Here is a 17,984-nt window from a genome sequence, read left to right as displayed (position 1 = left end):
CCCCATGCGGTCCGCGGGTTCAACCTTCAGGCGGCGATCGCCAGAAACTCGGGCTCGGCCACCAGCATCTGCAGATCCAGCTCCTGCCAGGACTGACCCTGGGCATCGACCAGCGAGCGGGTGAAATACGAAGGCGCGCCCTCGGGATTGGCCCCGAGCGCGGTGAACATGGAGGGATTGCGCAGACCGAGCAGGCGGTCGATCCAGATCACGGCATTGAAGCCGAGCGCGGTGTGCAGGCTGACCAGGCGCGACTCGGAGGTCACGCGTTCGCTGGTCTGGGAAGGGAGCGCCGAGGCCGCCGAGCCGACCAGGCGGGCCAGGTCGATCACGCCATGCAGGCCGCCGCGCAGGCTGGCGACCCCGGCGTACCAGGGCTTGGTGTAGGGCACGCGCTGCAGCGCGGACCAGGGGAAGATTTCACCGGACTGCACCAGAGGGAGCAGGTAACGCCGGTCGCCGGCTTCGACCGCCAACCAGGTGGCGGTGACGGCTTCGGTCTTGGCGGCCGTCAAACGCTGGGCCAATCGTTCCTGGAGTTCCTTGAGTGATTGACGTTTGGCCATGCTCGGTGCGGTTCAGGTCGTTGGTGCGGTCAACCCAGCGCGCGAATCTTCGACAGCAACTCTTCCGCGTCGACCGGTTTGGTCACGTAGTCGCGTGCGCCCTGGCGCATGCCCCAGACGCGGTCGGTCTCCAGATTTTTGCTCGTGCACATGACGATGGGAATGCTCGAATACTGAGGGTCCCGCGTGATGGCACGCGTGAGTTGAAACCCATTCTGACCGGGCATCACCACGTCCATCAGGATCAGGTCGGGCTTTTCCTCGCCAAGCCGACGGAAGGCCTCGTCCGCGTTCTCAGCGGTGCTCACGGTGTAGCCGTTTTTTCCCAGCAGATCGGACAGGACCATCAGCTCGGTTTTCGAGTCGTCCACCACGAGGATTTTCCGAATGGGCATCACACTGCTCCTGTCAGGTTGGCGCCGAACTGCTGCACGGCTTGCAGCAGCTGGTCTTTGGTAAAGGGTTTGGTGAGGTAGTCCTGCGAGCCGACCATGCGCCCACGCGCCTTGTCGAACACGCCGTCCTTGGACGACAGCATCACCACGGGGATGGTGGCGAAGCGGGCGTTGCGCTTGATGATGGCGCAGGTCTGGTAGCCGTCGAGGCGCGGCATGAGGATGTCGCAGAACACCAGATCGGGCTGGTAGTCGTTGATCTTGGCCAGGGCGTCGAAGCCGTCGTCGGCCAGCAGGACTTCGTGTCCACCCTGCTTGAGGAAAATCTCGGCGCTGCGGCGGATGGTGTTGCTGTCGTCAACCACCAGGACTTTGAGGGCAGGCGTTGTGCTCACGTTTCACTAGCTCCAGAGGGTGGGACAGAACGAGGAAAGCGAGACCGGAGAAATACCCTACCGGGTTCGCCAGGAAACCATCAAGCGCGCAGACCCCCGCCTCAGATCTGCACCATTTCAAAATCTTCTTTGCGGGCGCCGCACTCGGGACAGGTCCAGTTCATCGGCACCTCAGCCCAGGGAGTGCCGGCGGCCACGCCATGCTCGGGTGCACCTGCGGCTTCGTCGTAAATCCAGCCGCAGATCAGGCACATCCAAGTCTTGGTTTCGGTCATGGTTATAGGGGGCATTGTCTTAGAATGCAAGCATTGTATCGAGCGACATAAGCCGCTCCGCAAGCCAGTTGGACCGGCTGTCGATCACGTTTGGCGCCCTGCGCAACGCACCACCCGGGTGACCGCGCCACAACCCTTCCCCCCCTCCGTACCCATGCCCGATACACCCGCAACTTCCGCGCCCGAAACGGTCGAGAAGCCCGGCGAGATTTCCCTGCCGTGCGTGCTGACCTTCAACGCCAGCGATCCCAGCGGCGCGGGCGGCCTGAGCGCGGACATCACCGCCATGTCGAGCGCGTCGACGCACGTGCTGCCCATTGTCACGGGCGCCTACATCCGCGACACCTCCGACATCCACGACCACTGCGCCTTCGATGAAGAAGCGGTGGCCGACCAGGCGCGCTGCGCGCTGGAGGACATGCCGGTGCAGGCCTTCAAGGTCGGTTTCGTGGGCAGCCCGGAAAACCTGAGCGTGATCGCGGAGATCACGACCGACTACAGCGAGGTGCCGGTCATCACCTACATGCCCGACCTCTCCTGGTGGGACGAGATGGCGATCGACACCTACCTGGACGCCTGCGCCGAACTGCTGCTGCCGCAGACCACGGTGCTGGTGGGCAACCACAGCACCTTGTGCCGGTGGCTCCTGCCCGAATGGGAAGGCGATCGCCCGCCAACCGCCCGCGAGGTGGCGCGCGCGGCGGCCGTGCACGGCGTGCCCTACACCCTGGTGACCGGGTTCAACGCGGCCGACCAGTACCTGGAAAGCCACCTTGCCACGCCCGAGACGGTGCTGGCCACGGCGCGCTACGAGCGCTTCGAAGCCACCTTCACCGGCGCGGGCGACACCCTTTCGGCCGCGCTGTGCGCGCTCATCGCGGGTGGCAGCGACCTGCAGGCGGCCTGCGCCGAAGCCCTCACCTACCTCGACCAGTGCCTGGACGCGGGCTTCCAGCCCGGCATGGGCCATGCCGTGCCCGACCGCCTGTTCTGGGCACACGATGACGAGGGCGAGGAAGAGGAAGCCCCCACTGAAGGCACGCCCGACAGCACACTCGACGCCAACGATTTCCCGCTCGACACCACGAGACATTGACCTTCGCTCCATGACCACCGATCGCAACCAGCAACTGTTCGACCGCGCCAAGGCGCTGATCCCCGGCGGCGTGAACTCGCCCGTGCGCGCCTTCCGCGCGGTGGGCGGCACGCCCCGTTTCGTGCAACGCGCCCAGGGCGCCCACTTCTGGGACGCCAACGGCCAGCGTTACATCGACTACATCGGCTCCTGGGGTCCGATGATCCTGGGCCATGGCCACCCGGCGGTGGTCGAGGCGGTGCAGAAGGCCGTGCTGGAGGGTTTCTCGTTCGGCGCGCCGACAGAGCGCGAGGTCGAGCTGGCCGAGGCCATCGTCGAGCTGGTGCCCAGCATCGACATGGTGCGGCTGGTGAGCTCGGGCACCGAGGCCGGCATGAGCACCATCCGCCTGGCGCGCGGCGCGACCGGCCGCAAGAAGATCATCAAGTTCGAGGGCTGCTACCACGGCCATGCCGACGCCCTGCTGGTCAAGGCCGGCTCGGGCCTGGCCACCTTCGGCAACCCCACCAGCTCCGGTGTGCCGCCCGAGGTGGTGCAGCACACCCTCGTGCTCGAATACAACAACCTCGAGCAACTCGAGGCCGCGTTCGCCGAGCACGGCGCTGAACTGGCCTGCCTCATCATCGAGCCGATCGCGGGCAACATGAACTTCGTGCGCGCCAGCGTGCCGTTCATGAAGCGCTGCCGCGAGCTGTGCACGCAGCACGGCGCCCTGCTCGCCTTCGACGAAGTCATGACCGGCTTCCGCGTGGCGCTCGGCGGCGCACAAAGCGTGTACGCCCAACTCATTCCCGGCTTCGAGCCCGACATGACGGTGATGGGCAAGGTGATCGGCGGCGGCATGCCGCTGGCAGCCTTCGGCGCCAAGCGCGCGGTGATGGAACAGCTCGCGCCGCTGGGCGGCGTGTACCAGGCCGGCACGCTCTCGGGCAACCCCGTGGCCACGGCCTGCGGCCTGGCCACGCTCAAGGAGATCCGCCAACCCGGTTTCTACGACAAGCTCGCGGCCACCACGCGCTCGCTGGTCGATGGCCTCAAGGGCGCCGCCGCCGCCGAGGGCGTGGCACTGAGCGGCGACAGCGAGGGCGGCATGTTCGGCTTCTTCCTGTTCGACGAACTGCCGCAGAACTACGCCAAGGTGATGACCACTGATGGCCCGCGTTTCAACACGCTGTTCCACGGCCTGCTGGAGCGCGGTGTCTATATCGCACCGGCCCTGTACGAAGCCGGTTTCGTGAGCGCGGCGCACTCCGCCCAGGACATCGCGGACACCGTGGGTGCCGCACGCGACGTGTTCAAGAAGCTCTGACGAGCCAGGGGTTTGCTCAAGGCCGCCGCGGAACCGGCTCTGCCGGGCCGCCAGCGGCGCCCCCTTAGGGGTGGGGACGCGAAGCGCCGGCGCAGGGGTGGTTTTTAATGGCGGAAGTGGCGCACGCCCGAATACACCATCACCACACCGCGCTCGTCCGCCGCATCGATCACTTCCTGATCGCGCATCGACCCACCCGGCTGGATCACGCAGCTCGCGCCCGCGTCCACCACCACGTCCAGGCCGTCGCGGAACGGGAAGAAGGCGTCGCTGGCCACCGCCGTGCCCTGCAGCGAGAGCTTGGCGTGTCCGGCCTTGATGCTGGCGATGCGCGCCGAGTCCAGGCGGCTCATCTGGCCCGCGCCCACGCCCATGGTCATGCCGTCCTTGCAGAACACGATCGCGTTGGACTTCACGAACTTCGCCACCTTCCAGGCGAACAGCAGGTCTTCGATCTGCTGTTCGGTCGGCTGCAGCTTGGTGACCACCTTGAGGTTGCTGCGTTGCAGCACGTGGTTGTCGGCGCTCTGGATCAGCAGGCCTGAGCCCACGCGCTTCACATCGCTGAGGTTCAGGCCCTTGTCCCAGGCGCTGGCGCCGCCCGGGGGCAGCGCGATTTCGAGCACACGCACATTGGCCTTGGCCTTGAAGACCTCCAGCGCCTCGGGCGTGTAGCCGGGCGCCATCAGCACCTCGACGAACTGCTTGCTGATCGCCTGCGCACCCGCGCCATCGAGCACGCGGTTGAGCGCGATGATGCCGCCGAAGGCGCTGGTGGGGTCGGTCTGGAAAGCCTTGCCGTAGGCCTCCAGCGCGTCCTTGCCCACGGCCACGCCGCAGGGGTTGGCGTGCTTGACGATCACACAGGCTGGCGCCTCGAAGCTCTTGACACATTCCCAGGCCGCATCGGCGTCGGCAATGTTGTTGTAGCTGAGTTCCTTGCCCTGCAGCTGCCTGGCCGTGACCAGCGAGCCCGGTGCCGGGTACAGGTCGCGGTAGAACGCGGCGCTCTGGTGCGGGTTCTCGCCGTAGCGCAGGTCCTGCAGCTTGACGAAGCGGCCGTTGCTCTGGGCCGGGTACTCGCTGCGGCGGGGCACGCTGGCGCCTTCCTCGAACTCGATGGACGAGAGGTAGTCGCTGATGGCGGCGTCGTAGTTGCTGATGCGGTTGAACGCGGCGACCGAGAGCGCGAAACGCGTCTTGTCGCTGAGCTTGCCGCCGGCCTTGAGTTCGTCGATCACGGCCGGGTACTGGGCCGCGTCGGTCAGCACCGCCACGTCCTTCCAGTTCTTCGCGGCGCTGCGCACCATGGCCGGGCCGCCGATGTCGATGTTCTCGATCGCGTCTTCCAGCGTGCAACCGGCCTTGGCCACCGTGGACTCGAAGGGATAGAGGTTGACGATCAGGAGGTCGATGGTGTCGATGCCATGCGTCTTGAGCGCGGCCATGTGCTCGGGCAGGTCGCGGCGCGCCAGCAGGCCGCCGTGCACCTTGGGGTGCAGCGTCTTCACGCGGCCGTCGAGCATCTCGGGAAAGCCCGTCACCTCGGCCACCTCGGTCACTGGCAGGCCTTTCTCGGCCAGCAGCTTGGCGGTGCCGCCGGTGGAGATCAGGGCCACGCCGAGGCCGTGCAGGGCCTGGGCGAGTTCGACGATGCCGGTCTTGTCGGAGACGGAGATGAGTGCGCGCATAGAGAGGTCTTGGGAAGGTTTGAAATCAATTGTCCATGCACCGCCGGTGCGTGGCACGCATCGCGTGAAACGCCCCCTTGAGGGGGTCGCGCGAAGCGCGGCGGGGGTGTTCCATCAATCAATCAGCTTGTGTTCGAGCAGCTTCTTGCGCAATGTGTTGCGGTTCAGCCCCAGCCATTGCGCGGCGCGCGACTGGTTGTTCTGCGCCTGCTCCATCACCACTTCGAGCAAGGGCTTTTCCACTGCCTTGACCAGCATGTCGTGCAGATTGGCGGGGTCGGTGCCGTTGAGGTCGCGGAAGAAGTCTTCCATGCTGGCACGCACACAGTCGTGCAATTTGTTCTGTTTCATGCGGCCAGTTTCCAGTTGTCGCTCGGGGTTGTTGTTGTGGTTTCGCCGGACGACCACTCGTCCAGGCTCTCGCTCACGCAGCGCAGCTGCGCCTCGACCGTGGTGACGGCGTTGACGCGCGAACGGAACACCGCCGCCGCGCCGGGGGGCAGCGGCAGCGATTGCGCGTACCAGCCCAGGTGCTTGCGCGCGCTGCGCACACCGGTGGATTCGCCGTACAGGTCGTAGTGGTCGTGCAGGTGGTCGAGCAGCCAGATCCGCACATCGGCCAGGTCGGGCGGCGGCAGGTGTTCGCCGGTGGCGAGGAAGTGGGCGATCTCGCGGAAGATCCAGGGCCGGCCCTGGGCGGCGCGGCCGACCATGATGGCGTCGGCCCCGGTGCGGCGCAGCACCTCGCGTGCCTGCTCGGGGCTGTCGATGTCGCCGTTGGCCACCACCGGAATGCGCACGCGGCTCTTGATGTGGGCCACGGTGTCGTGCTCGGCCTGGCCCTTGTAGCCCTGCTCGCGCGTGCGGCCGTGCACGGTGAGCATCTGCACACCCGAGGCTTCGGCGGCCAGCGCGAGCGTGGGGGCGTTGCGCACGCTGGCGCACCAGCCAGTGCGCATCTTGAGCGTGACGGGCACGCGGTGCGGCTCGCAGGCGGCCACCACGGCCTGCACGATCTCGATGGCCAGCGCCTCGTCCTGCATCAGCGCCGAGCCGGCCCACTTGTTGCAGACCTTCTTGGCCGGGCAGCCCATGTTGATGTCGATGATCTGCGCGCCGCGGTCGATGTTGTAGCGCGCGGCGTCGGCCATCATCTGCGCGTCGGTGCCGGCGATCTGCACCGAGATCGGCGCGGCCTCGCCTTCGTGGTTGGCGCGGCGCGAGGTCTTGAGGCTGTCCTGCAGATCGGGGCGCGAGGTCACCATCTCGCTGACCGCGTAGCCCGCGCCCAGGCGCTTGCACAGCTTGCGGAATGGCCGGTCCGTCACCCCCGCCATGGGCGCGACGAACAGGGCATTGGGCAGGGTGAAAGCCCCGAGTTGCATGGCGGTGGGAGAATCGGTGTCGAGTGGTGGATCTGCCGCGATCCCCGCTGACGCGGGGGGCGAAGGAAGGCGATTGTATCTGCCTGTTTTTTCAGCAGGCGATATATCGCCCCTCTTTTTTCGCCCGCCATCCGACTTCCCGATCGCCGGTCTTCCCGCCCCCGAACACACCGCCCAATGCCCGACTGGATCACCTACCTGATGGAACTGCTGGCCCTGCCCGAGTTCGGCCTGAGCACGGTGCTGGTGGTGTCCTTCATTTCGGCCACGCTCCTGCCCCTGGGCTCGGAGCCCGCGGTGTTCGGCCTCATCAAGCTCAACCCGCATCTCTTCTGGCCGGCCATCCTGGTGGCCACCGCCGGCAACACCGCCGGCGGCGCCGTGAGCTGGCTCATGGGACTGGGCACGCACAAGGTGGTGGACCGTGCGCGCGGCAATCATGTCGATCTGCGCGCGCTGCAATGGCTGGAGCGCTTCGGCCCCAAGGCCTGCCTGATGTCCTGGCTGCCGGTGGTGGGCGACCCGCTGTGCGCGGTGGCTGGCTGGCTGAAATTCCCCTTCTGGCCCTGCCTGGCCTACATGGCCATCGGCAAGTTCGCCCGGTACCTCACCATGACGGCCGCGCTGTTGTGGTTCTTCCCTGGAACCCTGCACCCATGACCGTTGCCAGCAACCGCCTGCCACGCGCCCTCTGGGCCCTGATGGTGGGCAACTTCGTGATCGGCACCGGCGTGATGGTGGTGCCCGGCACGCTCAACGACATCAGCCAGTCGCTGGGCGTGTCGATCCCGCAGGCTGGCCAGCTCATCACGGCCGCGGCCATCCTGATGGGCCTGGGCGCGCCGCTGTTCGCCAGCCTGGTCGCGGGCTGGGACCGGCGCCGCCTGCTCACGATCTCGCTGATCTGGTACGGCGTGCTGCTGCTGGCCTGCGCGCTGGCACCCAACTACGCCAGCCTGATGCCGTTGCGCGTGCTGGCCGTCATCGCGCCGGCCATTTTCACGCCGCAGGCGGCGGCCAGCGTGGGCCTGCTGGTCGGCCCGGCGATGCGCGGGCGCGCCATCACCTTCATCTTCCTGGGCTGGTCGCTGGCCTCGGTGCTGGGCATGCCGCTGTCGGCCTGGATCAGCAGCGAACTCAACTGGCGCTGGGCCTTCGGGCTGGTGGCGCTGACCTCGTTCCTCAGCGGCGCCTGGGTGTGGCGCGAGATGCCCGACGGCATCAAACCGGCCGCGCTGTCGCGCGAAGCCTGGGGCCGCACCCTGGGCTCGGCCCCGCTGATGACCGCCGTGGCGGTGACGCTGCTCTTCTCCTTCGGGCAGTTCACGCTGTTTTCCTACTTCGCCCCCTACTTCGCGCAGACCCTGGGCGCGGGCGGCGGACTGCTGTCGCTGATCTTCCTGTGGTTCGGCGTCTTCGGCCTGGCGGGCAATGTCGCGGTCACGCGCTCCATCGACCGCATCGGCGCGCCCCGGGCCGTGCTGATCACGCTGGGCGCCATCGTGCTGAGCCTGCTGCTCTGGCCGCTGGGCCGCTACGGCGTCTGGGCCCAGGCCTTCGTGCTCATCCCCTGGGCGCTGGGCTGCTTCTCGTGCAACTCGGCGCAGCAAGCGCGGCTGGTGCAGATCTCACCCGAGCTGGCACCGGCCACCGTGGCGCTCAACACGTCGGCCTTGTATGGCGGGCAGGCCCTGGGTGCGGCGCTGGGCGGCGTGATGATCGCCCAGGGCGGCATGATGAACCTGCACCAGGTCGGCCTGGCCGTGATGCTGGTGGCGATGGCCGTGAGCCTGTGGGCCGCGTGGCTTCAGAAACGCTCGTGCGCGGCGAGGTAGCGCCACTGGCCTGAAGGCAGGCCGTCCAGGCCGATGCGGCCCAGGCGCTGGCGCCGCACCGAGGCCAGGCGCAGGCCGGCGCGCTCGGCTAGGTGCGCCACCTGCCCCGGCAGCGTGCCCTTGATCGCCAGCCTCAGGCGCCGCTCGCTCTGCCAGCTCGCGCGCGCTGCGGGCACCGCCCAGCCGTCGAAGAACAGCGCCTTGCCCAGGGACTGCAGCACCGCCTCGCGCCGCGCGCCGTCGTCGAGTTCGGGATCGTCCTGCACCTCCACCAGCCACTCGTGTTCCAGCGGCGAGGAGGCATCGGTGATCTTGCGCGCCACGCCCGGGTTCTGCGTGAACACCATCAGGCCGCTGGCGAGCACCTCCAGAGGCGAGACCGGCAGCAGCTTGTGGCCATGCGCCTTGAGTGGGCGCACGCCCGAGCGGTCGCCCTGGGAGCGCGCACCTGATGCAAACCACCGCACGGCGATTTCATCGGGCAGGAAAGGCTCTTCAGGCAAGGCCTGGCCCGCAGGCTTGTGCCAGACCAGCGTGACCGGCACCAGCGGCTCCAGCCGAGCCTGGGAATCGAGCACCACGGCCTGCTCGTCGCGCACGCGCGCCATGGGTTCTTCCACCACGGCGCCATCGACCCGCACCCAGCCGCCCGCGATGTAGAGCTCGGCGTCGCGGCGCGAGCAGGAAATTTGTGCCGCCAGGCGTTTGGCCAGGCGCTGGGGTTCGGGTCGGGTCGATGCTTCGGTCATTGCGCCGACTCTACGCGCTCTTCGGGTGTGTCCAGACAGAAGAACGCATCGCACGCCGCTTTCTTTGAAGGGTGCGGCGGCGTTGCTCGTGCCAAAGCCGAAGACCAGGAGGCCGGCCTCCTGGTAGCGCGCGGCCAGGCCGGTGAAATCGCTGTCGGTAGAGGCAAGGCACAGGCCATCCACGCGCCGTTCATGCAGCATCTCCATGGCGTCCATGATGAGCGCGGCGTCGGAGGCGTTGCGGCCATGGCGGTAGTGGAACTGCTGGCAGGGGCGGATGGCCAGAGTGTGCAGCGCCCCCTTCCACAGCGCGAGCTGCGAAGTGGTCCAGTCGCCATAAGCACGGCGGATGATGGGCCGGCCCAGTTGCTTGACCCGCGTGAGCATGCGCGGCGCGTGCGCACCGCTGAAGCTTTCGGCATCGACGAGCAGCCCCAGACGGAGCGGGCGGGTGAACACGGTGTTTTCCTGTTGCATGGATGAGATCCCTTGGTATGCGATCACTCAACCACACACCACCTCGGGTAAGGGGTGGCGGTGGCCCGAACGGGTGTGGCATACCGGCTTGAAACTCAACACCGGCGAGCCTTGCGGCTCCCCATCCGGGCCACCATAAAAGCGGCGCAGATGAAGATAGCCGCAGCGCGGGAACGCGGCAGCTATCCAGGTGAGTCTCAAATTCGGAATGCCACTTCCGGTCGTACTTTGGTAGTACAACCCGCGCAGTATAACGAGTGTCTCCCAGCGAACAGTCCACAGGCACTGTTCTGTCTTAAGGTGGCCCCTACCTGTTTGATAAAGGTTGTGCCATGTCCACTGAGTTCTCTTCCTGGTTCACGATCGAGACCAACGGCAACCCCGCCCGGGAGGGCGTCTACGAGACCACGGCGCTGGGCATTCCCGGCGAAAGCCACGGCGTGCTCCAGCACGGCTTCCGGCACTGGGGCGACGGCAGCGGGTGGGGCGATCTGGGTGCGACGCCGGACGCCGCCCTGGCGATGAAGGACCACCGCCCGGTGTTCCCCTTCAATGTTCGCCACTGGCGCGGCCGGGCGCTGCCGCCGGACTGAGGCCCGGCCGTTCAGGGCGCGGGCAAGCGCACCCAGGCCGTGACCAGGGCGCCGAGGGCCACCACGATCAGCGTGTCGAGCACGAGCATGGCCTGCCGGTCCGCCCTGGCGTGGACGAAGGCGCGGCTGCCCATGCGCATGCCCAGCGCCATGGTGGGCCAGAGCAGCAAGGCCCAGCCCACGGCCTGCGCGCCCAGCAGCGACGGCTCGCCCGCCCAGGCGGCAAGCCCGCTCCACACCAGGGCGTAGGCGCTGATCCAGAGCAGCACGCTGATCATGGTGGCGCGCAGCAGCCGGGGATGCAGGCCGCTGGCGGTCATGAGCAGCGCGGCCACGATGCCACCCGAAGCCGCGAAGCCGTTGAGCAGGCCCGAACTCACGCCGGCAAGGTGGCGCAGCCCAGGCGTGGGCGCCAGCCGGTGCCCCAGCGTGAAGCGCACACTGGTGGCGCCCACGAGCACCAGGGCGCTGAGCAGCACGCGGACCACGGCCGGGTCCAGCCAGGCCAGGCCGGCCAGCCCCACCGGCACGAACAGCAGGTTGCCCGTCAGCAGCGAGCGATGCCAGCCGCGGTGCACGTCGGGCAACACCTGGCGCACGCTGCCCGCGGAGGCGACCACTTCCAGCATCAGCACCGCGACCACCAGCGGACCGGGCAGGACGAAGGGCGACAGGCCTGCCACGACGAGCGCCGAGTAGCCGAAGCCCGAGAAGCCCCGCACCACGCCCGCGCCGAACGAGATGGCGACGGCCAGACCCAGCACCCAGGCGGGACCGGGCCAGAGGGAGGCCGCGAGTGCGGCAAGCGTGTCCACGCGTTCAGCGCTGCAGCACGAGGTCCGCGCCCTTTTCCCCGATCATGATCGAGGGCGCGTTGGTGTTGGACGCAGGCATGGTCGGCATGATCGACGAGTCGATCACCCGCAGCGCCTGCACACCTCGCACGCGAAGCTGAGGATCGACCACGGCGAGGTCGTCGACGCCCATGCGGCAGGTGCCCACCGGGTGGAACGAGGTGGCGGCGGACTGCTTGACGTAGTCGAGCAGTTCCTCGTCGGTGCGCGCCTGGGCGCTGGGCCGGGTCTCGCGCACGATGAAGCTGGCCAGTGCGCCTTGCGCCGCGACCTCGCGCGCCAGCCGCACCGAGGCCACCACGTCTTCCTGATCTTCGCGTTCGGCGAGGTAGCGCGGGTCGATGTGGGGATCGGCCAGGGCGTCGGGGCTGGCCAGATGCACCTGGCCGCGCGATTGCGGGCGCAGCTGGAAGCAGCCGATCGAGAAGCCGGGGTACGGGTCGAGCATGGCGCCGGGCGTGCCGCCGGTGGTCATCTCGAAGCGGGTGTTGCCGCTGAGCTGGGCGAGCTGGATCTTCACGCTCGGCCGCTGGCGGCCCAGGCGGCGGTCGCGCTCGGTGCGCGCCAGCGCATGGATGGTGAAGGCCGGCGTGGCCATGAGGCCTTTGCGGGTGGTGAGGTAGCGCAGACCCAGCAGGGTCTGCCGCCACGGGTGGCCCACGACCTGGTTCAGGCCGAGCGGCCGGTTGGCCTCGAAGGTGACGCGGGTCTGCACGTGGTCGATCAGGTTTTCGCCGACGCCCGGCAGGTCGCTCACGACAGGGATGCCCATGGCCTGCAGGCGCTCGCCTTGGCCGATGCCCGAGAGCTCGAGCAACTGCGGCGACTTGATCGGGCCGGCCGAAAGGATGACCTCGCGCGCGGCTTTCGCGATGCCGCGAACGCCCTCGCGCAGGTATTCGATGCCCACGGCGCGCGTGCCTTCGAACAGCACCCGCGTGACCTGGATCTCGGTGGCCACGCGCAGGTTGCTGGCGGGGCGGCCGCGCAGGTAGGCGGTGGCGGTGTCGCAGCGCTGACCGTGGCGGGTGTTGAGCTGCAGGTAACCCACGCCTTCGTACTGGCGGCCGTTGTAGTCCTCGTTGGCAGGGATGCCGGCCGAGACGCAGGCGGCGTGGAAGGCATCCGACAAGGCGTCGGGCATTGCCCCGAGCGAGCTGATGGTCACCGGGCCTTCGCGGCCCCGGCACACGGGGTCGCCTAGCGTGGTGTTTTCCAGGCGCTTGAAGTACGGCAGCAGTTCGCGGTAGCCCCAGCCAGCGCAGCCCTGGCCGCGCCAGTGGTCGTACTCCTCGGCTTCGCCGCGCACGTAGATCGTGCCGTTCACCCCGCTGCTGCCCCCCAGCATGCGGCCGCGCGGCCAATAGACCGACTGGCCGACCAGGGCCTGCTGTTCCTGCGTTCGGAACTGCCAGACGTAGCGCGGGTCACCGACCACCTTGGCGATGCCGATGGGGGCTCGCACCCAGAAGTCGCGTTCGCGCGAGGCGCCGGCTTCGACAAGCAGCACCCGGCCCGCCTGCCGCTCGGCCAGGCGCGTGGCGAGCGCGGCACCGGCCGAACCGGCGCCGACGACGATGTAGTCATAGTGGTCTTCTTGGTTCATGGCATGTCCGGCGAGGTTCAGTCGAAGGCAATGACGGCACCGGGTGCCGGTGTGAAGCCCAGGTCGCCACGGGCAATGACCGCTTCACGCCCCCCGTTCTGCGCCAGCAGTTCGGCCTGGCGCTGCTTCGCACGCTGGTCGACCTCATCAGGGTCGCAGATGCGCAAGAGACGCTCGCGGCATTCGTCGAGCACGCTGGCGTACCTGGCGTTCGCGGCGAGGTCGCTGAGTTCCTCCGGGTCGGTCTCCAGATCGAACAGCTGGGCCGGGTAGCCGATGTAGTGCACGTACTTGTAGCGACCGTGGCGGATCATGAGGGCGCCAGTGGTGGAGCCCATGCCGTGGTATTCCACCAGCACGTTGCGGTCGGGCACTTCCCCATCGGCCAGGTCGAAGAGGGTGGTGCCCGGGAAGCCTTCGCGCAGGGCCGTTTCCTGGTTGCCCACGGCATCCAGGATGAAGGGGTACACGTCCACGTGGCTGACCGGCGTGGCCACCGACTGGCCTTGGGCAATGCCGTCGCCCGCGATGATGAGCGGCACGCCGGCGGTTTCCTCGAACATGGTGGACTTTCCCCACAGGCCGCGCGCGCCCATGTTGTCGCCGTGGTCGGAGGTGTACATCACGCGCGTGTCGTCAGCCAGGCCCGCGTCTTCCAGCGTGCGCAGGATCTTGCCGATGTTTTCGTCAAGGAAGCTGCACAGGCCGTAGTAGCCGGCGATGGCGCGCTTGACGGCGTCGCGGCTGAAGTAGTCGTCGTAGTTGAAGCTGCGTGCGTAGTCCACCAGGTAGGGGTGCGTGGGCCGTTCGTGCTGCTCGTACAGCTTGGGCATGGGCAGGTTCTGGTTGTAGTAGGGGTAGTAGTGCTCCGGCGGCGCGGTGAGCGGAAAGTGCGGCGCCACGAGCGAGACGAACAGCACCCAGGGTTTGTCGGCCTCGCGCTTCGCGGCTTCGCGCAGCCAGACCTGGGCACGGGCGGTGATCTCGCGGTCGTAGAAGGTGTACTGGCTCTCACCGGGGCCGGCGTAATGCGCCATCTTGTAGGCGCCCTTGCGCACCGGCAGCTCGCTGCGCACCAGACCCATGAGGTCGCCCTTGCCCTCGATGATGTGCATGGGGATCACCTCGGAGCTGAAGCCATGGTCTTCCTCGGGCGTGCGGAAGTGCAGCTTGCCGATGGACACCACGTCGTGCCCCCGGTCACGCAGCTTGTGGTGCCAGCTGGGGATCGCCCCGTCGTAGGCGTCGGCGTTGTCCCAGTAGCCGATCTGGTGGATGTACTTGCCCACGGCAAAGGACGCGCGCGCCGGGATGCACACGGGGCTGGCGCAGTAGGCCGACGAGAAACGCGTGCCGCGCGCGGCCAGCCCGTCGAGGTTCGGGGTCTTCACGATCTCGCTGCCGTAACAGCCCAGGGCCTTGGGCGAGTGCTCGTCGGACATGATGACCAGAAGGTTCTTGGGAGAGGTTTTCATGGGTGTTTCCATTGGGTGGTCAATGAGGGGGCGGTGTGCTCGGTCAAACCGAGGACACCGTGGTTTCCGGGAACTTGAGCGAGTGCGCGTTGGGGGCGACGGAGAACTCCTGGTAGTACACGCAGCGCTCCTTGCCGGCAAAGGCCACGGCGTACATGAACATGCCGCTGGTGCCCGCGGCCAGGCCCATGCGGATGCAGGCCTCGTCATCGAAGGGCTGCATGCGCACGAAGTGCGTCACCTCGGTGATCGGCAGGCGGCATTGCCGCACGATGACCTTCTTGAAGTTGGCGCCGTTGAGTTCGTCCATGGGCATTTCCCACAGGCGTTTGAGCACCTTGCGGTCGCCGTAGAAGCGGCTGAAGATGCGGAACTCGTCGTTGACGATGATCACGCGGTCGACGCGGATCACGTCGGCCTGCGGGCCAAGGTAGGTGCTCCAGGGGCCGCGTTCGAACACGCTCACACGGGCGATGGCCTGCGAATAGATGGGCAGCACCTCGCCCTCGTCGTTGACGAAGCGGCAATGCCAGGGGTCCTGCAGTTCGCGCGGTGGGTCGGCGACGAAGCTGCCCAGGCCGTGCTGGCGCACCACCAGGCCTTGCTCCGACAGATCGCGCAGCGCGCGCTGCACCGTGCCCAGGCTGAAGGGGGTGAGCTGGGTAAGTTCCTCTTCCGGTGGCAGTCGGTCGCCGGGGCGCCAGATGCCCTGGCGGATGGCTTCGACCAGCACGTCGGCCAGTCGCTGGTACTTCGGGCGGCCGCTGCGGTCGGGCATCTGGAGCACCTGGAACACGTTCTGGGCGGCGTTCACGGCGGCGTTGTTCATGGCAGGTTCCTCACCTTCGGGGTCGTTGTGATGGGCTGAGCTCGTCAGAGATCCAGGCTCAGCGGTGTGCGAGCGCGCCCGCAACAGAGCAACACGCTGCGGGCACGCTCTTCCTCGTTGAGGATCAGGTCGTTGTGCTCGGGCTCGCCCTCGCTGTAGTCCACCCGGCAGGTGCCGCACACGCCGGCCTCGCACGAGCTTTCGCACTCCACGCCGGCGTCGCGCAGCGCCTGCAGCAGGGTCTGCACGGGCGAGACTTGCACGGTGCGTCCGGAGCGCAGCAGGTGCACCGGCACGGTGTCGGCGCAGGCGCCCACGTTCACGGGGGCGGCCTGCGGTTCGGCACCGAAGTACTCGAAGTGCACGGTGCCGGCGGGCCAGTGCGCCGAGGCGGCCTTCACGGCTTTCATGAAGCCGGCCGGCCCGCAGTAGTAGAGGTGGGTGCCCGGCGCGGGGTCGCGCAGCAGCCGGGCAATGTCCAGGCCGTTGCGCGGGTCGCCCCGGTCGTGGTGGTGGGTGACGATGCCCTGCGCCGCCAGCGGCTGGAGGCGCCCGGCAAAGGCCGTGCGTTCGGGCGATGTGGTGCAGTAGTGCATGGCGAACGGGCGACCGCTGGCCTGCAGCCGCTCCACCATGGCCAGCAAGGGTGTGACGCCGATGCCCCCGGCCAGCAGCAGGGCGTGGCCGGCGCTGTCGTCGAGCGGGAAGAAATTGCGCGGCTCGGAGGCCTCGATGAAATCGCCGGCATGCACGCGCTCGTGCATGGCCCGCGAGCCGCCCCGGCTTTCGGGCACACGCAGCACCGCGATGCGGTAGTGCGTGCGCTCGCCCGGCGTGTTGCACAGCGAGTAGCGGCGCGACAGGCCGCCGGGGATGCGGACGTCGATGTGCGCGCCGGCCTCGAAGACCGGCAGCGGCAGGCCTTCGGGGTGCACGAGTTCGAACGAGAGGATGCCCTCGGCTTCCCAGGTCACAGAGCGGACGCGCAGTTTCATCGTGGTCTTCCGTGTGCCCGTGCTCAGACGGTCTCGGGGGTGTTCTCGATCACCACGGCCCGGCCATCGAGGCGATCGAGCTCGCGGCGGATGTACGCATCGCGCGCAGCGGCATCGGCCTGGCCATCGGCAGCGCGGTTGATCTCCATGAGCTTCTTGCCCAGAGCGAGGATCTGCTTGCGGTCCTCGGCGGCCGGCAGCTCGGGGATGTCGAGCACGCTGTCCTGCGAATACAGGGGCAAGGTGCGGCCCTTTGCCACCAGCTCTTCGTACAGCGGGTCGGGCTGGGTCTTGCCACGCAGGAGGTCGCGCAGCAGGCGGCGGCACAGGTACACGCCGACGTCGGACGAACCCGGGTGCTCCGAGCCGTGGATGGCCACCTTGCGCTGGCTGACGATGGCCTCCCAGTCGCCAGGAGCGCGCTGGCCTTCCTCGTAGCTGCGGTTGCCGGTCTGCCCGTCCAGGAAGTCGATCTTGTCGACGCCGCAATCGGCCTCGCTGCCCATGCCGTCGGGGTCCACCGTGCTGTTGAAGTGGCGGTAGCCGAGGATCATCATGTGGTGGTCGTCGATGGGCACGTTCCAGCGGGTGCAACCGGAGTTGCCGTGGCGCTCGCGCGCGGCGGTGGGCAACAGCGAGCCGATCTGCAGGTAGTTGGGGAACACCATCTCGGTGATGCGCAGCCACACCTTGTTGCCAGGCAGGCGCCGGCCGGCGACGAACACGCAGCCGTTGCCGCTGCGCGTGGCTTCCCACTGCATCACGGGCATGTCGCCAAAGCCTTCGAGCGAGAGCCCGGCGGCAGTGCTGTCGTCCACGCCTTCGGCGACCATCTTGTTGTGCAGCACGGCCGTGTGCATGTGGTCCATGATGTTCTCGTACACCTGCAGCCAGTTGCAGGGGTAGATGTTCGAGAACGCCACCAGCTTGTTGTCGCCGGGAAAGGTGTAGCTGTCGAACTCGGGGAACGGCGGCTGCTGGTCGGGCGGGCCCATGTAGGCGAACACCAGGCCGTTGCGCTCGAACGCCGGGTAGGCACCCTGGCAGACCGTCTGTTTCAGGCGGGTGTCGTCGTGCTCGCAGGGCGCCTCGATGAGGGTGCCGTCGATGCGGTAGGACCAGCCGTGGTAGCAGCAGCGGATGCCGTCGTGGGTGATGATGCCGTACTCCAGCGACGCACCGCGGTGCGCGCAGTGGCGGTGCATGACACCGATCTCGCCGCGCTTGGAGCGGAAGGCCACCAGGTTCTCGCCCATGATGCGGATCGCCTTGGGCAGGTCCTTGAGTTCCTCGGACAGGCACACGGGCTGCCAGAAGCGGCGCATGTATTCGCCCATGGGCGTGCCCGGGTCGGTGCTGGTGAGTTCGGTGTCCGGCCCCGGGATGTCGCGGTTCTTGTAGCCCGAGAAGCGAAGCGGGTGCACGTTGTCGGTGGTCATGGCGTGGGTCTCCTGGATGC

Annotated in this window: 19 protein-coding genes; 5 read left to right on the top strand and 14 right to left on the bottom strand. The window is 67.9% G+C overall.

Going from position 1 to position 17,984, the window contains the following annotated elements; genetic code table 11:
• Window positions 1-26: 26 nt before the first annotated feature.
• From ACODTB_RS04295 to ACODTB_RS04280, 4 genes are all read right to left on the bottom strand, one after another.
• Window positions 27-566: a chemotaxis protein CheW gene (locus ACODTB_RS04295; RefSeq protein ID WP_291120773.1), complete on the bottom strand. Its 540-nt coding sequence runs from the start codon at window positions 564-566 to the stop codon at window positions 27-29.
• Between the two features lie 29 nt (window positions 567-595).
• A complete protein-coding gene (locus tag ACODTB_RS04290) occupies window positions 596-961 on the bottom strand; it encodes a response regulator (protein WP_291120771.1) in 366 nt (121 codons plus the stop codon).
• The gene (locus tag ACODTB_RS04285) at window positions 961-1,356 is read right to left on the bottom strand and encodes a response regulator (protein WP_291120769.1); all 396 of its coding nucleotides are present in this window, start codon (window positions 1,354-1,356) and stop codon (window positions 961-963) included. The genes ACODTB_RS04290 and ACODTB_RS04285 overlap by 1 nt, the downstream gene beginning before the upstream one ends.
• A 101-nt stretch (window positions 1,357-1,457) precedes the next feature.
• Window positions 1,458-1,631, bottom strand: a complete 174-nt coding sequence (locus ACODTB_RS04280) for a rubredoxin (protein WP_291120767.1) — start codon at window positions 1,629-1,631, stop codon at window positions 1,458-1,460.
• 154 nt (window positions 1,632-1,785) lie between these two features.
• Here ACODTB_RS04280 and thiD point away from each other — a divergent pair, with 154 nt between their 5' ends.
• Window positions 1,786-2,727 carry a bifunctional hydroxymethylpyrimidine kinase/phosphomethylpyrimidine kinase gene (gene thiD / locus ACODTB_RS04275; protein ID WP_291120765.1) on the top strand — a complete coding sequence of 314 codons (942 nt, stop codon included), beginning with the start codon at window positions 1,786-1,788 and terminating at the stop codon, window positions 2,725-2,727.
• A 10-nt stretch (window positions 2,728-2,737) separates the two neighbouring features.
• Window positions 2,738-4,036, top strand: a complete 1,299-nt coding sequence (gene hemL / locus ACODTB_RS04270) for a glutamate-1-semialdehyde 2,1-aminomutase (protein WP_291120763.1) — start codon at window positions 2,738-2,740, stop codon at window positions 4,034-4,036.
• A gap of 104 nt (window positions 4,037-4,140) precedes the next feature.
• Here hemL and purH read toward each other — a convergent pair whose 3' ends face one another.
• From purH to dusB, 3 genes are all read right to left on the bottom strand, one after another.
• Entirely contained in the window at window positions 4,141-5,727 is a 1,587-nt protein-coding gene (gene purH / locus ACODTB_RS04265) for a bifunctional phosphoribosylaminoimidazolecarboxamide formyltransferase/IMP cyclohydrolase (RefSeq protein ID WP_291120761.1), read from the bottom strand.
• Window positions 5,728-5,841: 114 nt separating this feature from the next.
• Entirely contained in the window at window positions 5,842-6,078 is a 237-nt protein-coding gene (locus tag ACODTB_RS04260) for a helix-turn-helix domain-containing protein (protein ID WP_291120759.1), read from the bottom strand.
• Window positions 6,075-7,112 carry a tRNA dihydrouridine synthase DusB gene (dusB, locus tag ACODTB_RS04255; RefSeq protein ID WP_291120757.1) on the bottom strand — a complete coding sequence of 346 codons (1,038 nt, stop codon included), beginning with the start codon at window positions 7,110-7,112 and terminating at the stop codon, window positions 6,075-6,077. Before dusB ends, ACODTB_RS04260 begins: the two co-directional genes overlap by 4 nt.
• Before the next feature lie 177 nt (window positions 7,113-7,289).
• On the opposite strand from dusB, the gene ACODTB_RS04250 reads away from it, so the two are divergent.
• Both ACODTB_RS04250 and ACODTB_RS04245 read left to right on the top strand, forming a co-directional pair.
• The gene (locus ACODTB_RS04250) at window positions 7,290-7,772 is read left to right on the top strand and encodes a YqaA family protein (protein ID WP_291120755.1); all 483 of its coding nucleotides are present in this window, start codon (window positions 7,290-7,292) and stop codon (window positions 7,770-7,772) included.
• Window positions 7,769-8,947 carry an MFS transporter gene (locus ACODTB_RS04245; RefSeq protein WP_291120753.1) on the top strand — a complete coding sequence of 393 codons (1,179 nt, stop codon included), beginning with the start codon at window positions 7,769-7,771 and terminating at the stop codon, window positions 8,945-8,947. Before ACODTB_RS04250 ends, ACODTB_RS04245 begins: the two co-directional genes overlap by 4 nt.
• On the opposite strand, the gene ACODTB_RS04240 is transcribed toward ACODTB_RS04245, so the two are convergent.
• The gene (locus ACODTB_RS04240) at window positions 8,920-10,173 is read right to left on the bottom strand and encodes an NYN domain-containing protein (protein ID WP_291120751.1); all 1,254 of its coding nucleotides are present in this window, start codon (window positions 10,171-10,173) and stop codon (window positions 8,920-8,922) included. The two genes, ACODTB_RS04245 and ACODTB_RS04240, sit on opposite strands and share 28 nt — an antisense overlap.
• A 332-nt stretch (window positions 10,174-10,505) precedes the next feature.
• Here ACODTB_RS04240 and ACODTB_RS04235 point away from each other — a divergent pair, with 332 nt between their 5' ends.
• Window positions 10,506-10,766 (top strand): hypothetical protein, encoded by a 261-nt coding sequence (locus tag ACODTB_RS04235; RefSeq protein ID WP_291120750.1) that lies wholly within the window; start codon window positions 10,506-10,508, stop codon window positions 10,764-10,766.
• A gap of 11 nt (window positions 10,767-10,777) precedes the next feature.
• Here ACODTB_RS04235 and ACODTB_RS04230 read toward each other — a convergent pair whose 3' ends face one another.
• From ACODTB_RS04230 to ACODTB_RS04205, 6 genes are read right to left on the bottom strand one after another with little or no spacing between them, the layout of a single operon-like run.
• Entirely contained in the window at window positions 10,778-11,581 is an 804-nt protein-coding gene (locus ACODTB_RS04230; protein ID WP_291120748.1) for a TSUP family transporter, read from the bottom strand.
• 4 nt (window positions 11,582-11,585) lie between these two features.
• Window positions 11,586-13,226, bottom strand: a complete 1,641-nt coding sequence (locus ACODTB_RS04225) for a GMC family oxidoreductase (protein WP_291120746.1) — start codon at window positions 13,224-13,226, stop codon at window positions 11,586-11,588.
• 17 nt (window positions 13,227-13,243) lie between these two features.
• Window positions 13,244-14,701: a sulfatase family protein gene (locus ACODTB_RS04220; RefSeq protein ID WP_291120744.1), complete on the bottom strand. Its 1,458-nt coding sequence runs from the start codon at window positions 14,699-14,701 to the stop codon at window positions 13,244-13,246.
• A 43-nt stretch (window positions 14,702-14,744) separates the two neighbouring features.
• Entirely contained in the window at window positions 14,745-15,530 is a 786-nt protein-coding gene (locus ACODTB_RS04215) for a GntR family transcriptional regulator (RefSeq protein WP_488929117.1), read from the bottom strand.
• Window positions 15,531-15,574: 44 nt separating this feature from the next.
• Window positions 15,575-16,525, bottom strand: coding sequence for a PDR/VanB family oxidoreductase (locus tag ACODTB_RS04210; RefSeq protein WP_291120741.1), 951 nt, complete (start codon window positions 16,523-16,525; stop codon window positions 15,575-15,577).
• Window positions 16,526-16,548: 23 nt separating this feature from the next.
• Window positions 16,549-17,964: a Rieske 2Fe-2S domain-containing protein gene (locus ACODTB_RS04205; protein WP_291120739.1), complete on the bottom strand. Its 1,416-nt coding sequence runs from the start codon at window positions 17,962-17,964 to the stop codon at window positions 16,549-16,551.
• Window positions 17,965-17,984 lie beyond the last annotated feature (20 nt).

This window comes from Hydrogenophaga sp. FG152, from assembly GCF_057809615.1.
Note: the sequence above shows the minus strand (reverse complement) of the source record. Positions and strands in the feature narration are given on the sequence as shown.

Coding starts and splice junctions, on each gene's coding strand:
- ACODTB_RS04295 (WP_291120773.1), bottom strand. CDS start 566: ATGGCCAAACGTCAATCACTCAAGGAACTCCAGGAACGATTGGCCCAG.
- ACODTB_RS04280 (WP_291120767.1), bottom strand. CDS start 1,631: ATGACCGAAACCAAGACTTGGATGTGCCTGATCTGCGGCTGGATTTAC.
- ACODTB_RS04245 (WP_291120753.1), top strand. CDS start 7,769: ATGACCGTTGCCAGCAACCGCCTGCCACGCGCCCTCTGGGCCCTGATG.
- ACODTB_RS04235 (WP_291120750.1), top strand. CDS start 10,506: ATGTCCACTGAGTTCTCTTCCTGGTTCACGATCGAGACCAACGGCAAC.
- ACODTB_RS04225 (WP_291120746.1), bottom strand. CDS start 13,226: ATGAACCAAGAAGACCACTATGACTACATCGTCGTCGGCGCCGGTTCG.
- ACODTB_RS04205 (WP_291120739.1), bottom strand. CDS start 17,964: ATGACCACCGACAACGTGCACCCGCTTCGCTTCTCGGGCTACAAGAAC.
- ACODTB_RS04290 (WP_291120771.1), bottom strand. CDS start 961: ATGCCCATTCGGAAAATCCTCGTGGTGGACGACTCGAAAACCGAGCTG.
- ACODTB_RS04240 (WP_291120751.1), bottom strand. CDS start 10,173: ATGCAACAGGAAAACACCGTGTTCACCCGCCCGCTCCGTCTGGGGCTG.
- ACODTB_RS04210 (WP_291120741.1), bottom strand. CDS start 16,525: ATGAAACTGCGCGTCCGCTCTGTGACCTGGGAAGCCGAGGGCATCCTC.
- hemL (WP_291120763.1), top strand. CDS start 2,738: ATGACCACCGATCGCAACCAGCAACTGTTCGACCGCGCCAAGGCGCTG.
- ACODTB_RS04220 (WP_291120744.1), bottom strand. CDS start 14,701: ATGAAAACCTCTCCCAAGAACCTTCTGGTCATCATGTCCGACGAGCAC.
- ACODTB_RS04215 (WP_488929117.1), bottom strand. CDS start 15,530: ATGAACAACGCCGCCGTGAACGCCGCCCAGAACGTGTTCCAGGTGCTC.
- ACODTB_RS04250 (WP_291120755.1), top strand. CDS start 7,290: ATGCCCGACTGGATCACCTACCTGATGGAACTGCTGGCCCTGCCCGAG.
- purH (WP_291120761.1), bottom strand. CDS start 5,727: ATGCGCGCACTCATCTCCGTCTCCGACAAGACCGGCATCGTCGAACTC.
- ACODTB_RS04260 (WP_291120759.1), bottom strand. CDS start 6,078: ATGAAACAGAACAAATTGCACGACTGTGTGCGTGCCAGCATGGAAGAC.
- dusB (WP_291120757.1), bottom strand. CDS start 7,112: ATGCAACTCGGGGCTTTCACCCTGCCCAATGCCCTGTTCGTCGCGCCC.
- thiD (WP_291120765.1), top strand. CDS start 1,786: ATGCCCGATACACCCGCAACTTCCGCGCCCGAAACGGTCGAGAAGCCC.